At 32.0% G+C, this 14,512-nt stretch carries 10 protein-coding genes; 7 read left to right on the forward strand and 3 right to left on the reverse strand.

Features of this window, described 5'->3' with window-relative positions:
• The 6 genes from ABDH49_03495 to ABDH49_03520 are packed head-to-tail and all read left to right on the forward strand — an operon-like array spanning position 1 to position 7,586.
• Positions 1-417: a DUF488 domain-containing protein gene (locus ABDH49_03495; protein MEN3046032.1), complete on the forward strand. Its 417-nt coding sequence runs from the start codon at positions 1-3 to the stop codon at positions 415-417.
• Positions 414-1,511 carry a pyruvate flavodoxin/ferredoxin oxidoreductase gene (locus ABDH49_03500; GenBank protein MEN3046033.1) on the forward strand — a complete coding sequence of 366 codons (1,098 nt, stop codon included), beginning with the start codon at positions 414-416 and terminating at the stop codon, positions 1,509-1,511. Before ABDH49_03495 ends, ABDH49_03500 begins: the two co-directional genes overlap by 4 nt.
• Positions 1,508-2,827: a thiamine pyrophosphate-dependent enzyme gene (locus ABDH49_03505; protein ID MEN3046034.1), complete on the forward strand. Its 1,320-nt coding sequence runs from the start codon at positions 1,508-1,510 to the stop codon at positions 2,825-2,827. The genes ABDH49_03500 and ABDH49_03505 overlap by 4 nt, the downstream gene beginning before the upstream one ends.
• 14 nt (positions 2,828-2,841) lie before the next feature.
• Positions 2,842-5,712: a S8 family peptidase gene (locus ABDH49_03510; GenBank protein ID MEN3046035.1), complete on the forward strand. Its 2,871-nt coding sequence runs from the start codon at positions 2,842-2,844 to the stop codon at positions 5,710-5,712.
• A gap of 37 nt (positions 5,713-5,749) precedes the next feature.
• Entirely contained in the window at positions 5,750-6,826 is a 1,077-nt protein-coding gene (locus tag ABDH49_03515) for a hypothetical protein (GenBank protein MEN3046036.1), read from the forward strand.
• Positions 6,795-7,586: a glycosyltransferase gene (locus ABDH49_03520; GenBank protein ID MEN3046037.1), complete on the forward strand. Its 792-nt coding sequence runs from the start codon at positions 6,795-6,797 to the stop codon at positions 7,584-7,586. Before ABDH49_03515 ends, ABDH49_03520 begins: the two co-directional genes overlap by 32 nt.
• Here the strand turns inward: ABDH49_03520 and ABDH49_03525 are convergent.
• The 3 genes from ABDH49_03525 to ABDH49_03535 are packed head-to-tail and all read right to left on the reverse strand — an operon-like array spanning position 7,579 to position 12,917.
• Positions 7,579-9,807 (reverse strand): hypothetical protein, encoded by a 2,229-nt coding sequence (locus tag ABDH49_03525; protein ID MEN3046038.1) that lies wholly within the window; start codon positions 9,805-9,807, stop codon positions 7,579-7,581. The two genes, ABDH49_03520 and ABDH49_03525, sit on opposite strands and share 8 nt — an antisense overlap.
• A gap of 23 nt (positions 9,808-9,830) precedes the next feature.
• A complete protein-coding gene (locus ABDH49_03530) occupies positions 9,831-12,056 on the reverse strand; it encodes a tetratricopeptide repeat protein (protein ID MEN3046039.1) in 2,226 nt (741 codons plus the stop codon).
• Between the two features lie 9 nt (positions 12,057-12,065).
• A complete protein-coding gene (locus ABDH49_03535) occupies positions 12,066-12,917 on the reverse strand; it encodes a ComEC/Rec2 family competence protein (protein ID MEN3046040.1) in 852 nt (283 codons plus the stop codon).
• Positions 12,918-13,440: 523 nt separating this feature from the next.
• Here ABDH49_03535 and ABDH49_03540 point away from each other — a divergent pair.
• A complete protein-coding gene (locus ABDH49_03540) occupies positions 13,441-14,454 on the forward strand; it encodes a DUF933 domain-containing protein (GenBank protein MEN3046041.1) in 1,014 nt (337 codons plus the stop codon).
• Positions 14,455-14,512 lie beyond the last annotated feature (58 nt).

The raw sequence follows: 14,512 nt of genomic DNA on the forward strand, positions 1-14,512 counted from the left end.
GTGGTTTATACAATTGGTCACTCAAACAGAAAATTAACAGATTTTATCAACCTATTAAAGCACTATAAAATTAAAAATCTTATTGATATAAGAAGATTTCCCTATTCTAAGAAATTTGAATGGTTTAGTAAAGAAAATCTTTCAAAGGCACTTAAAGAAGAAAAAATTTCATATTACTGGCTAGGAGAAGAACTCGGCGGATTTAGAAATGAGGGGTATGAGACTTATATGTCTAAGGATAGTTACAAATCTGGTCTTAAAAAAATTATTGATCTTTCAGAAGTGAGAACCTGTATAATGTGTGCTGAAAAGCTTTTTTTTAGATGTCATAGAAAATTTATTTCTAGGTCACTTATGGAGCTTGGTTTTAGAGTTATACATATCATAGATAAAGATAAGATTTATGAAATGAAATGAAAATCTTTGTAAGTGGGGGGGAACTTATTGCAAAGGGAGCCATTGATGCGGGTGTTAGGTTTTTTGCAGGATATCCCATAACACCCGCTTCCGTAATCTATGAACCAATTATGAGAGAACTTCCAAAAGTAGGCGGAGTTTCTGTTGGTGCCTCTGACGAGATTTCTGCAATTTCTTACTGTATCGGCGCCTCTCTTATGGGAATTAAATCAATGACAGCTACTTCTGGACCTGGATTCTCACTAATGATCGAGTCTATTTCTTTTGCTCTAATGTCTGAAATACCTGTAACAATTGTCTTAGCCCAGAGACTGGGACCAGCTACCGGTGGTGCTACAACAAACTCTCAGGGAGATCTCCTTTTTGCCGCCTTTTCTAACTCAGGAGGATATCCAATACCAATTGTCTCTCCATCTACTATTGAGGAAAGTTACGAATTTACAATCCATGCCGTAAACATTTCAGAAGCCTTAAGAACACCCACTATACTTTTAACCGAAAAGGAAGTCACTATGACGAGAAAAAGTGTTGAATTGAGTTCTCTAAGAAGGCCTGAAATTTTGGATAGAAAAGTATATAATGGTGAGGATGAATTTAAAACTTATAACTTTGTAGCCTTAGAAGATGTCCCACTATTTTCACCGGTAGGGGGCAGATACCTTACAAGATACACAGGTAGTGCACACGACAAAAAGGGAGACCTAAAAAAAGACGATCCTGAAGTTATCGAGATGCTTCATCATCTAAAGGAAAAAATAATAAAAAATATTGATAAATTTTACTTTTATGAGTATGTTGAAAGAAACCCCGATATTTTGCTCTTATCTTACGGTATAACTTCAGAAAGTGTAAGAGAAGTTTCAGAGGAAGAAAGTTTAAGCTATTTAATTTTAAAGACACTTTACCCTTTAAAGGAAGAGAATTTAAAACCAATATTTGAAAGGTATAAAAAGATAGTTGTGGTTGAAGAAAACATTATTGGTTCACTTTTTATTTTAATTAGGCACCTTCTTGGCAACAAGGGTTATTCTTTAACAAAAGTGGGGTCATTGATAGCCCCTTGGGAGATAAAAAGGTTTATAAGTACGTTATGAGAGATATATTTGAAATTATAGATAGACCTCAAAATTTTCCCTATTGTCCTGGCTGTGGTCATACCACAATTGATATGGTCTTAGCCAGGGCTATTTTTGAGCTAGGCTTAAAAAATGAAGACTTTGTCATTGTTTCTGATATAGGCTGCGTAGGACTTGTTGATAAGCTTTTTAGGGTGCATACGGTACATACTCTTCACGGAAGATCTACTGCTGTTGCAGCAGGTATAAAAATGGTTGATGAAGTTCTTTTTGACAATAAATTAAAGGTTGTTGTTATGATAGGAGATGGTGGATCAACAATTGGTCTTTTGCATTTAGTTGAGGCTGCAAAAATAAATGTAGATATTACAGTTTTAATTCATAACAATTTCTTATATGGAATGACAGGAGGACAACACTCAGGTCTTACTCCTAAAGACTTTAAAACATCAACGACTTTAAATGGTAACCCCTTTGAGCCTCTTAAAATAATTGATATTTTGAAAAACTCAGGTGCAACTTTTTATGCAAGAACCTACTCTCAAGATCCCGAGTTAAAAGAAATTATTAAAGAAGCACTTTTACATAGAGGCTTTGCAGTTGTTGAGATACTTGAATTATGCACAGGTTACGCTACAAGATACAATGAAATAAAAGGCTCAGGCTTGAAAAATATGCTTGATAATCTTGGAGGTAAAGTAAAAGTAAAAGAAAAAAAAGAAAGTTTTGGTGAAATTTATAAAAACAAATTTTTCGACGGAAAGGGAGAGGTTGAATTTAAGGGAATTGAGATTGATAAAAGGGTTTCTCTAAAGGAACCCTTAAAAATTGTCATAGCGGGGTCGGCAGGTGAGGGTGTCCAACTGGCAGCTTCTTTACTTTGCTATTCTTCAATCCTGGCAGGATTAAACGCAACCCAGAAAAACGATAACCCTGTTACAGTTGGAAGCGGCTTTTCTGTCTCAGAAGTGATAATATCAGAAAGAAACATAAAATACTCTGGTATAGAAAAACCTAACTATTTAATTATAACAAGCATCGATGGTTTTAAGAGAGTTAAAAACCTTTTAAATCTTTCAGAAAATGTAATAATAGATGAGACTTTAACTGAGAATAAAAGCTATTTCAGAATCCCTGCAAGAAGATACTTAAGTGTAAGAGGTGGACCAAACTACTTTTCAATAGGTTTTCTTTTCGGTAAGTTTAGTCCCTTTGAAAGTGAAATTTTTGAGAAAGCTATCTTAAAATATGGTAAATCAAAAGAAGAGGTTTTAAAGGTATTTAAAGAGGGGGTAAGTTTAGGAAAAAGCTATGGGGTTCAAAGCCCAGCCTAAAAAGGGAGTTTTTAATGTTTAACGTTTTACTAGCTTTAATCTCCTTTATAAATCCTTTTAGGCCATCTTTTGAAAAGGTTTCAGAAGATCTTCTTGAAAAGCTTTATGAAACGTCTGATAGAGAGAAGTTAACAGTTATAATTCTTATGAATCCCTCACCAGATTACGAATTTATAAAGAAGATTCCTGATATAAAATCGAGAGCTGATTACCTAAAAACACTTGCCTCTGAATCTCAACGCGATTTATTAGATTTTCTATCGAAGAATTTAAACTCTGAGGTTGAATTTTACGAGCCCTATTGGGTCTATAATGGTATAAGAGCTAAATTAACAAATAGACTAATCAAAGAGCTAATAAAAAGAGAAGATGTTTTGAGAATAGAACTTGAACCAAAAGTTTTTCTTATAAGGCCTGAAAAACCTGATGCAAGTTATACCTTTTTTGATTCAAAGGCTGCTCCTTGGAATATGCAGATGATAAAGGCTGATTCAGCTTGGGCAAATAATTTTAGAGGAGAAGGAGTTATAGTAGGTGCTATGGATTCAGGTATTGATCGCACTCATCCTGCCTTTGCTGGGGTCCAATTTAAGGCAAGAGCTTTTACAACTGATGGTAATCCATTTAATGATGCTTGCCAGCACGGAACTCATGTTTCTGGAACAATAATAGGAGGTACAGGTAACTTTGGGACAAATGATATTGGGGTTGCTCCCAATGTTCCTTATTTTGTGATGGCTAAAATATTTGATAATTCATGTTATGCTGGTAATATTTCAGCTGCCTTTCAATGGATAGCTTCTTTGAAGGCTGATTCAAACATAAATATAAGAGCTGTTAATAATTCTTGGGGTTCCTGTTATACTACTTCGACTGCATACTGGCAAGCCGTTTTGTCCTGGAGAGCTCTTGAAATTTTTCCTGTTTTTTCAATTGGAAACAATGCCAATTGTAATACAAGTTGTGCTAGTACAGGAACAGCAGGAACACCAGGAAACTATCCTACTTTAATTGGTGTTGGAACTGTAGGGACAAATGGCTGTCACGATTGTGTGGGACAGAGAGGACCTGCACCAAATCAAAGCCCTTGGAATGATCCAACTTATTGGTTTTATCCTACATGGAATCTATTGAAACCTGATATTGCTGCCCCAGGATCAGGAGTAAGGTCCTCTGTTCCTGGTGGTGGCTATGCCACATGGGACGGCTCTTCCATGGCTGCTCCTCATGTTACAGGAGCCCTTGCACTTTTATTCCAAGCTAACCCTGCGCTTACAGTTGACAGTGCTTACATGATTCTGATAAATACAACAACAAAGCCTACGACCTGTGGGTATACTTATCCGAATGACAGAGTAGGATGGGGTATAGTAAACGTTTGGAAAGCAATACAAACTCAACTTGGAAGGCCGATTGTTACTATAGCCTCTTGGGACACTTCTAATACTGGACAAGCATGGGATCCTGGAGAGCAGGCAATTTTTGATTTTGTTGCAAAAAACTTTGGTCAAGCTCCTGCTTATTCAATTACAGGAAAATTAAGGACAACAAGCCCTTACGTAACTATAACTGATTCAACAGGAAGCTGGCCTGATTTACAACCTGGACAAAGTGCAAATAACACCGATAACTTTTCTGCTATTTCAGCTCCTGGAACCCCAATCGGAACCCTAGTTAACTTTACTCTTTATATATATGGAACCGATAACAGTGGAAATAATTATACATGGCAATATGATTTTTCCATAAGGGTTGGTGCGCTTGGAGCAACTCTTACTGATATACCAGCTGGAAATGCTATTTTAACGGTTACAAACAGGGGTGGATTTCCCTCTCAAGACGAGTTTGGAAACTTTGGAGGTGGAACAGGATTCAAGTGGCCAAAGACCGGCTCTAATCATTTGTACTATGGCTCTATAGGAATTACAAACAGCTCTACATATGTAGCAGATGCCTTTTACAACGCAAATGATGCCTTTGACGATGATTTTGCGGCAAGAGATGGACTCTGGTGGATAAGGCCAGCTTTTAAGGGCGATACATTAACAAGAGCTGGATACGATGATAGTCCTCATTCATCTTCAAAGAACATATACATTACACAGTACGCCTATGCCTTCTCAAAACCTACTAACCCTGGTCCTGGAAACGGAGTTTTAGTTGAACTGAACATAATAAACAAGGGCTCAACCGCAGTTTCAGGACTTTACGCAGGTCTCTTCATGGACTTTGACATAAATCCTTATAGTAGTAATAGTGGTAGCAAAGATTTAACAAGAAGACTTATTTACATGTACTATGGTTCAATTTATACTGGGGTAGCACTTGTTGAGCCTCAGGTTGGATTTATTGGTAAATTCTTGCATAATCCGACTTATGTCTATCCTAGCGGTAGACCAACAGAAGCAGAGAAATATCAATTCCTTTCAGGACAGATTGGTTTAGATCAGACTGATCAAGCGGGTGATTGGACAATAGTAGCGTCCTATGGTCCCTTTAATCTTTTACCCAATGATACTCAACGGGTTGTTTTTGCAATTGTTGGTGGAAACAGTTTAACTAATTTGAGGCAAAATGTAGATTCAATAATGAACCGCTATACAGATATTAAAGAGGTAATAAGGGATCTTAAGCTGAGTCTTTCAATATTCTCATATAGAGGAAAGGACGGTTTAAAGGTGAAGTTTACTCTGCCATATAATTCTAATGTTACTCTTGATCTTATTGATCTTTCTGGAAGATTGGTGCGAAGCATAGAAAGTGGTAAGAAGGATGCTGGTGTTTATTTTATAAATTTAAGGTCAGAGGAAATTGGTAAGGGTGTCTTTTTCCTGAAGTTAAAGACAGATAAAGAAAGTCGTGTTTTAAAGATTTTTAACTATTAGAGTTTAGCTAGGGTTTAAAGTTTTAAATTTTTTATGAATGAGGAGTTTTCTTTTTATTTCTTATTATTTTCCACCGGAGCCTTACGCTGCATCGGTAAGAGCCTATCATTACGTTAAGAATTTAAAAAATTTTTTTAAACCTTATGTTTTAACAAAAAGAATAAGCGGGGTTTTTATAAAAGATGACTCGCTCTTAAAGGATTTAGATGGAATAAGGATAGAAAGAGTTTTTGATTATATTTCTTTTATAAAAAGTTTTATAAAATTAAAGGGAGGAGCTGGGAGGGAGGTTAAAAGGATTTTAAAGCCATTTTATGATAGAGCAAGGAGTATATTAGAAAAAGAAAGAGTTGATTTTATCATAATAACAGTTCCACCCTTTGAGCTTTTAAAAGTTGGAGTATCTCTAAAAAAAAGATTTAATTTGCCGCTTGTATGCGAAATAAGAGATCCAGCTGATTTTGAAAGTGGCAAAAAGTTTAAGAGATTTATTAAAAAACTTGAAAATTTAGTGGACTTTTTTGTCTGCTCCCATGAGTATGTCTTAAAAACATTTGGAATAAATGGTTACATTTTAGAAGCTGGCTCAATAAAATTTGAGAGAAAAGTACATGATGGTTTTAATATTGTCTACACAGGGACTCTTAAAAACGCAGAGGAAAGTTTCTTTAGATTTTTAGAACATACCAAAAATTTAGATTATAACCTTTATCTTTTAGGCCCTATTATAAAAGTAAAAGATAAAAGAGTAATTGCACCGGGTTATGTCAATTATGATAGTTTGATAAAATATTTTGAGATTTCTGATTTATTTGTTATTTTTAGAGACAAAGATGCGAAAAATTATATTCCCTTAAAGTTTTTTGAATATTTGGGTGGAGATGTTCCGATACTTGCTTATTTTAGGGAAAGTTCTAATCTTTTTAAATATATTAGAAGCCTTGAAAAAGGAGAAGGGTTTGTTTGGGGCGAAGAAAAAGATATGATTAAGTATTTAGAAAATTTGATTAAAAATCCAGCGATCGTAAAAAAAGTTTCAAGATACTGGGAGGATGTTTGTATGGACTTTTTGAATCTGATAAATGAAAAAATTTTTAACAGGTATAACTGTTAGTTTCAATAGTTCTAAAGTTATATTTAATTTAATAAATTCAATAGAGGAATTTTTAGGTGAAAGTATTGAGTGGATATTTGTAGATTCTGGTTCTACAGATAAAACCACCTTAATTTTAAAGAACGTTAGGAATTCCTCAAGATATTTTTTCAAAAAAAATATAGGTTTCGCAAAAGGTAACAACTACGCAATATCCATGGCAAAAGGAGAGTATATTTTTTTCTGTAATCCCGATGTTTCCTTTGATAGATACAATTTTGAGAAAGTGATACTGGAGTTAAAGGAGAAAAGACCCTTAGTTTTAGTTCCCCTTTTAAAAGCAAAGGAGAGAACTTTTTATTTTATAAGACCCCTGCCGTCTATATGGAATGTTTTATTTTTACGTTGGAGTAGTGGTAAAGTAAAAGAGGGGGAGAAGTTTCAGCCGGCTTTTTCAGCTATTTTTTTAAATAAAAAAGTATTAGATAAGCTAAAAGGTTTGGATGAGCGTTTTTTTGTTTATTTTACAGATGTCGAGTTTTTTAAAAGGTTTTACGATAGTGGATTCAGAATAGATGACATTACTTTTTCAAATAGTTGCTTTTATCACATTGGTTCTTCAGTTTTGTTTTTGAGAAAGTTTGAGTTTTTAAAAAAATTTGATTTTGCAAGGGGTTTTTTTCTCTATTTTTTAAGGTACGGTAGCTTAGTTGAAAAAATTTTTTCTTCTATACTTTTTTTACTTTTGATTATGAGGGCCTTTTACTTTTACTTTAAATAATCTTTTTCTCCTTAAGAAAACTAAAAATTTCTTCTTCATTAATTTTGAAAGGAAAAGTATTTATTTCGTATCTCAAATTGTGAAAAAAGTGTTCGAGATTTGAAAATTTTTCTAGTACTTTTTTTATTTCCTTAGCTGCTTTCTCTAAATCTTTCACATAAAAGAGAAATAAGAAATATTGAATATAATAGGAAATCTCTCTAAGAGGATTTTTAAAGGTCCTTTCAAGGACTACTCTAAAATATTTTTCACTTTTTTCTTTCTCACCTAAAACTAAAAAAATTTTTGCAAGTAGTATATTCTTTTCACATTCAAACATCTCACTGTGTGGCTCAATAGATTTTGCTATATCTAGTGCCTTTTGAACGTTTCCCCTTATAAGTTCATACAAAGAGTCAAAAAGCGTTACATCAAAAAAAGTATCAGGATCTTTATATTCTTCATAAATTTCCTTTAACTTAAAATTAAATTCCCTTGCCTTTTCCATATCCCCTCTGTGGATATAGTAATGTTTAAGAATATAATAATAATGATCATAATAATGATAAGCTCTTGACTTTTCTATATATTTTTTCATTTCATCTAAAGTATTGAACAATTTTTCTAAGTCTCCAGTATGAAGATATAAGAAAGACAACATCCCGAGAGTATAAGCAATTAAGTCCTCATCTTGAGTTAGGTTTAGGGCTTCTCTGTATTTTTCCTCTGCAGTTCCAAATTTTAATCTTTTAAAGTTTACATGACCTATGTTAGTTAAAAGTAATGCAACACCTCTTTTTGTTATTCTTATATTTTTTGCTATATTAAGAGCCTCATTATAAAACATTTCGGCCTTTTCAAGTTCCTCATAGGCTGAGTTGATTGCCCCTAAAAGTGTAAAAAGCCTATATAGGACTTTATTTTCTAATTTGTCTTTATACAAAAGTCCTTCATAGGCACTCCTTTCCGCTTCTTCGTATTTACTAAGATAATAAAAAACTGCTCCCCTTAGAAAGAAAAAAAGGCCTTGATATTCAGGTTCAAGTTTATTTACATCAATTTTTTTAAGCTCTCTTAGAGTTTCCTCCAATTTATGTGATAAAAGGTAAATTTCTGCCTTGATTAGAATAATGAGGAAGTTTTGTTGCAGTTCTTGTGGTAACTTCTCAATTATTGGTTCTATTTCATAAAAAAGAGTTGTATCTAGTATATCGTATATTTTTTTATTTAGTATATCAAGTATTTTTGAATAGTATTTAAGTTGAAGGAGATAAGAGAGTGCTTGAAAGAAGTCTTCTTTTTCTAAGTAGTATTCTGCAGCACTATCGAGGATCCATTTTTTTAGTATAAGTCCCTTAGGGCTTTTTTCTAGTTCTCTAAGTAGAAATTCTTTGAAGATTGGGTTTAAAAAGTAGTATTCACCAGATTTTTCCAGAAATATAAACTTTTCACTTATTTCTTGAATGAATCTCTCTGGTTTTTTTATTCCTATGATTCTTTCTAAGTCTTCTTTTTTAAATCTTTCTAAGCATGATATTCCAAGGAGCATACTTCTTTTTTCTGGTTCAAGTTCATAGAGTTTTTCTCTTAGTATTTTTTCTATATCTTCTGATTCTAGTTTTTCTGGTATAGTTTTTTTATTTAAGTATTCAGATAGAAGAATTTTTGTAAAAAGTCCATGTCCCTTTGTTTTTAATATGATTTTATCTATGTCCTTTTTGTTATAATTTATTTTGTGCTTGTCTAAAAATTCTGTTATTTCTTCTGTTGTCAGAGTAAGAAAACTTTTATCTATTTTTTCTGTTTGGTTTTCTAATGGTGTTTTAATTTCTTCGCTTGTTTCAATTACGAAGGTTATGTTTGGGTTAGAGTTAAGGGTTAAACTCCAAAAGGTTTTTTCAGATTCAGAGTTTTTAATTTCTTCGAATCTTTCAAAGACAAATACTTTGATATTTTCTTCCTTTTGGAGGTAGTTATAGAGTAAGTTCCTTAATGTTTCAATGTTTAAAAGTTCACTTTTAATAAGTTTATCTGAGAGTTTTTTGAGGAAGTATCCTTCTTTTGAGTCCTCTTTTGTTAGGAGGAATTTTACATGATTTATCTTTGTTTCAAGTAGAAATCTTTCAATTACTTCACTTTTTAAAAGTCCAGGCTCACCACATACTATTACATACTTTTTATCAAGACTTCCTTTTAACTTATCTAACGCCCTCTTCGGAAATAAGTCCCTTAATATCTCCACTTTTTAGTTTCGCTTATTTAATACTATAACGTTTGTTTAGTTATAAACTCTAATATTTCTTCTTCTTTAATAAATATTGGAAAGGTTTTTAAATTAAATTTTAAGTTTACAATAAATTGCTCAAAACTAGTGAATTTACGGATTATTTTTTTTAGCTCTTCTGCAGCTTTTTTCAATTCTCCTTGGTTATAGAGGAATAGAAAATATGGTATCAGGTATGTAACTTTTCTAAAAGATTCTTCTGGACATTTATCAATTGCTTTTTTTAGATGCTCTTCCGTTTTTTCTTTTTCTCCCAGAACCAAGTATACTTTTGCAAGTAGAATATTTTTCTCACATTCAAGTAAAATTCTATTTGGTTCCAGGGAGTTTGCTATTTCTAATGCTCTTTTGGTATTACCTTTTATTAACTCATAAAAGGCCTCAAAATTTTTTAGATCAAATAACATTTCAGGATCTTTATACTCTTCATAGAAATCTTTTAGTTTATCGTTGTAGTACTTTGCTTTTTCATAATCTCCAAGTGTAATGTGATAATCTCTAAGAACTATATAATAAGTATGAAAGTGATAGTAACTTTTTGATTTTTCAATATAGGTTTTCATCTTTTCTAAAGTGCTTAATGTTTTTTCCAGATTCCCAGAATATAGATAAAGCTGGGAGAGCCATCCCAAAGTATAAGCCTTTAAATCTTCATCAGTAGAAATACTTAATGCTTCGTTATACTTCTCTTCGGCTAAATCATATTTACCTCTTCTTAGGTAAATTGAGCCGAGATTAGTTAAAAGCAAAGTGACTCCTCTTCTTGATACTTTAATATTTTTTGCTAAATTAAGAGCCTCATTGTAGAATTTTTCGGCTTTTTCAAGATTTTCATTCATTGAGTTTATAGCACCTAAAAGGTTATTTAGTCTATATAAGATTCTATTTTCTAATTTATCTTTATAAAGAAGTCCCTCGTAGGCACTATTTTCTGCTTCGGTGTAGTTACTCAAATAATAATAAGCTGCTCCTCTTAAGTAATAAAATAATCCCTTATACTCAGGTTCAATTTTATCTACATCAATTTTGCTAAGCTCTTCTAATACTTGCTCAGACTTATAAGATAAAAGATGGATTTGTGCCTTAATCAGCACTATAAGGAAGTTTTTTTGAAATTCTTCAGGTAGTTTTTCAATTATTGGCTCTATATCGTAGGCAATAGTTGTTTCTACTATATCATATATCTTTTTATTTAATATGTTAAGTATTTTTGAGTAGTATTTAAGTTCAGTGAGGTAAGAGAGTGCTTGGAAGAAGTCTTCTTTTTCGAGGTAGTGTTCTGCGGCGTTATCAAGGATCCATTTTTTTAGAATTAGTCCCTTAGGGCTTTTTTCTAGTTCTTTAAGTAAAAATTCCTTGAAGATTGGGTTTAGAAAATAGTACTCGCCAGATTTTTCTATAAATAGGAATTTTTCAGTTATTTCTTGGATGAATTTTTCTGGATTTTTTATTCCTATGATTTTTTCTAAGTCTTCTTTTTTAAATCTTTCTAGGCACGATATTCCAAGAAGCATACTTCTTTTCTCTGGTTCAAATTCATAGAGCTTTTCTCTCAGTATTTTCTCTATATCCTCTGATTCTAGTTTTTCCGGAATAGTTTTTTTAGTTAAATACTCAGATAGAAGAATTTTTGTAAAAAGACCGTGCCCCTTTGTCTTTGATATGATCTTATCTATGTTCTTTCTGTTATAGTTTATTTTGTGCCTATCTAAAAATTCTGCTATTTCTTCTGCTTTTAGTGTGAGCAAGTCTTTATCTATTTTTTCTGTCTGATCTTCTACTGGTGTTTTGATTTCTTCACTAGTTTCGATTATGAAGGATATGCTTGGGTTAGAGTTAAGGGTTAAACTCCAAAAGATTTTTTCAGATTCGGAGTTTTTAATTTCTTCGAATTTTTCAAAGACAAATACTTTGATGTTTTTTTCGTTCCGAAAGTAATTATAAAGCGAGTTTTTTAGTGCCTCAACACTTATAAGTTCACTTTTAAGGAGTCTGTCTGCGAGTTTTTTTAAGAAGTATCCTTCCTTTGAGTCTTCTTTTGTTAAGAGGAATTTTACATGATTTATTTTTGTTTCAAGTAAAAATCTATTTATTACCTCACTTTTTAAAAGTCCAGGTTCACCACATATTACTAAATACTTTTTATCAAGACTCTCTCTTAACTTATCTAACGCCCTCCTCGGAAACAAATCTCTTAATACCTCCACCTTTTAATTTTATTTTTTTGTATGTAGCACTTTCAAGAGATAAAGAAAAATTGGTAGTAAAATTAATATTGAGAATATGAAATAGTTTACCCTTTCAGTATGGATAAAGGGTGAAATTTTTGAGAGATAATCGAGAACAATAAAGGTTATATGAGTTATAAATTCAGAAAAGCTGGCAAATTTGATAGAAATAAATGGAAGTATGTCAGCTGTTATTATAGTTAAAATCCCTCCCAGAAGGGACAAAAAGGTTAAGGGAGAAAGGATTATATTTGCTAAGGGAGCTATTATTGATAGGTTTTTGAAAACGAAATATATGTAGGGATATACAAATACCTGAGCCGAAATAGAAACACAAAGGGGTAAATACAAAAAATTTCTTATTAAGCTATTTTTTATTTTTAATTTTTCAAAGAAAGGAAACAAAACAGAAATTCCTATAGTTGCAAGGTAAGAAAGATGAAATCCTGGATCAAAGGCACTCTCTGGAAACAGGAAAAGAGATAAAAGTCCTGCATTTCCAATAATAGAAAGAGGGTGAACCCTTTTGTTAAGAAGAAGTGATGAAAGATAAAAAATTATCATAATAAAGGATCTTAAAACAGAGGGTCTTAACGGGACTATTGTAACGTAAAAAGTTACAGCAAAGATTGAGAATAAAATTGCCCTCTTGAAATTTAACCTAAAGAAAAGAAAAATAAAGATAAATATAGACGTTATTATTACCATATGAAGACCTGATATAGCTAAAAAATGAAGTGTTCCTGTTCTTATAAAATCTCTTAGAACTTTTCTATCTATCTTCATCCTTTCACCTAATATCATAGCAAGCATAAAATCTCTAGTTTTATCTTTAAACATTTTCTTTATTTTACTTTTAAAATAAGAGTTTAACTTTTTGGATAAAATTGGATAATCCAATTTTTTGTCCCTTGGCTTATTTAGATTATAGTGGATGTTACCAAGAGGTAAAAAGGATAGATATTTAAAAGGAGTGAAAAGTAATAAGATAAGTAAAATTATATTGACAAAAAAATTTTGAAAAATTTTACCTGTACAAATGCCCGAAAAGAATAAAATAAACAAGATGAAACTCGGATATTTTTTATTAATTTGCATTTTTATAAAACTTATGGTATCTTTTAATATTTTTAATTATAGAGTTCAGTACCAAGTTTTTGTAACTTAGCAAGTAAAAAATGCGTTGTGGGAGTTATGCGAGGTGGTTGATTCAAAAAGGTTACGGATTTATTGTTCCTAATAATAGTTCTTTTAAGGCCTTAAAAAAGACTGGGCTGTTAGCTTTGGGAAAGTTAATTCTTTTAAAGATCCGAAGAAAGTTAAGGTTAAAAGAAATAAGCCTAAAATTTTAAAATCTTAAAAGATGGAAAAGATTGGTTTAGTTGGTTTTCCCAATGCTGGTAAATCCACTTTCTTTTATATAGTTACTGGAAAAGATGTTGAAAGAAACGTATACCCCTTTACAACTATAGGTAAGAATGAAGGAAAAGCTGAGATTGAAGATGATCTCTTGAAAAAACTTGCAGAGAGAAATAAGTCAACAGAGGTAAGAAATTTCAAGATAAACATATACGATATTGCCGGAATAATTGAGGGCTCTCACAAAGGAGAGGGACTCGGTAATGAATTTTTATCCTACATTAGAGAAGCTGATCTTTTAATATTTATTTTAAGAGGCTTTGAAAACGAAAAGGTTTCTTCCTATCTAAAGGAAATAAACCCTGAAAAGGAAAGAGAAGTGCTTTTACTTGAACTTTCCCTTTCAGATCTTGACAGGATAGAAAAAAAACTGCGAGAAAAAAATCTAGATAAAGAACTTAAAGAGAAGTTAATAGAAGCGAAAGAAAAAATTTTAAAAGGCATTGAATCTGAAGACATAAAGAATTTCCCTCTTCTCACTGCTAAAAAGAAAATATATGTGATAAATTCTGACGATAAAAAAAGGGATTTTAAGCTTAACGTGAATGAAAAATATTTTGTCTGTCCCTTTAAAATTTTCGAAGAATTAAAAGAATTGGAAGAAAAAGAGAGGTATGAAATATTAAAAGAGCTAAAAAAAGAGGGCTTTGATACCCCTTTAGAAATATTGGAATACGCTTTTAACTACCTTAATTTTATAAGGTTTTATACTTTAAAGGGGAAAATTGCAAGTTCCTTTCCACTAAAGAAAGGCTCCACTGCTTATGAGGCAGCAGGAAAGATTCACAGCGACATTCAAAAGGGATTTATAAAGGTGGAAGTAGCAAAACCATTCAATTTCTTAGAGATACCCTCTTGGAAAGAACTAAAGGAAAAAGGCCTTATTGAAACACATGGCCCCGATTATATTGTTAAAGATAGAGACATTCTTGAATTTAAATTTTCTTCTAATTTATAATTTAAAATATTCTAAACTCTTAGATTCAGTAGTGGGTTCCATCCCCTCCTTTTAGAGA

It is taken from the genome of Candidatus Hydrothermales bacterium, from assembly GCA_039630235.1.
In the GTDB taxonomy this organism is placed as follows: domain Bacteria; phylum Hydrothermota; class Hydrothermia; order Hydrothermales; family JAJRUZ01; genus JBCNVI01.

Bases quoted from the DNA above. Each gene is read 5' to 3' on its own strand.
- ABDH49_03500 (MEN3046033.1), top strand. From the start codon at position 414: ATGAAAATCTTTGTAAGTGGGGGGGAACTTATTGCAAAGGGAGCCATT.
- ABDH49_03505 (MEN3046034.1), top strand. From the start codon at position 1,508: ATGAGAGATATATTTGAAATTATAGATAGACCTCAAAATTTTCCCTAT.
- ABDH49_03510 (MEN3046035.1), top strand. From the start codon at position 2,842: ATGTTTAACGTTTTACTAGCTTTAATCTCCTTTATAAATCCTTTTAGG.
- ABDH49_03515 (MEN3046036.1), top strand. From the start codon at position 5,750: ATGAGGAGTTTTCTTTTTATTTCTTATTATTTTCCACCGGAGCCTTAC.
- ABDH49_03520 (MEN3046037.1), top strand. From the start codon at position 6,795: ATGAAAAAATTTTTAACAGGTATAACTGTTAGTTTCAATAGTTCTAAA.
- ABDH49_03535 (MEN3046040.1), bottom strand. From the start codon at position 12,917: ATGTTTAAAGATAAAACTAGAGATTTTATGCTTGCTATGATATTAGGT.
- ABDH49_03540 (MEN3046041.1), top strand. From the start codon at position 13,441: ATGGAAAAGATTGGTTTAGTTGGTTTTCCCAATGCTGGTAAATCCACT.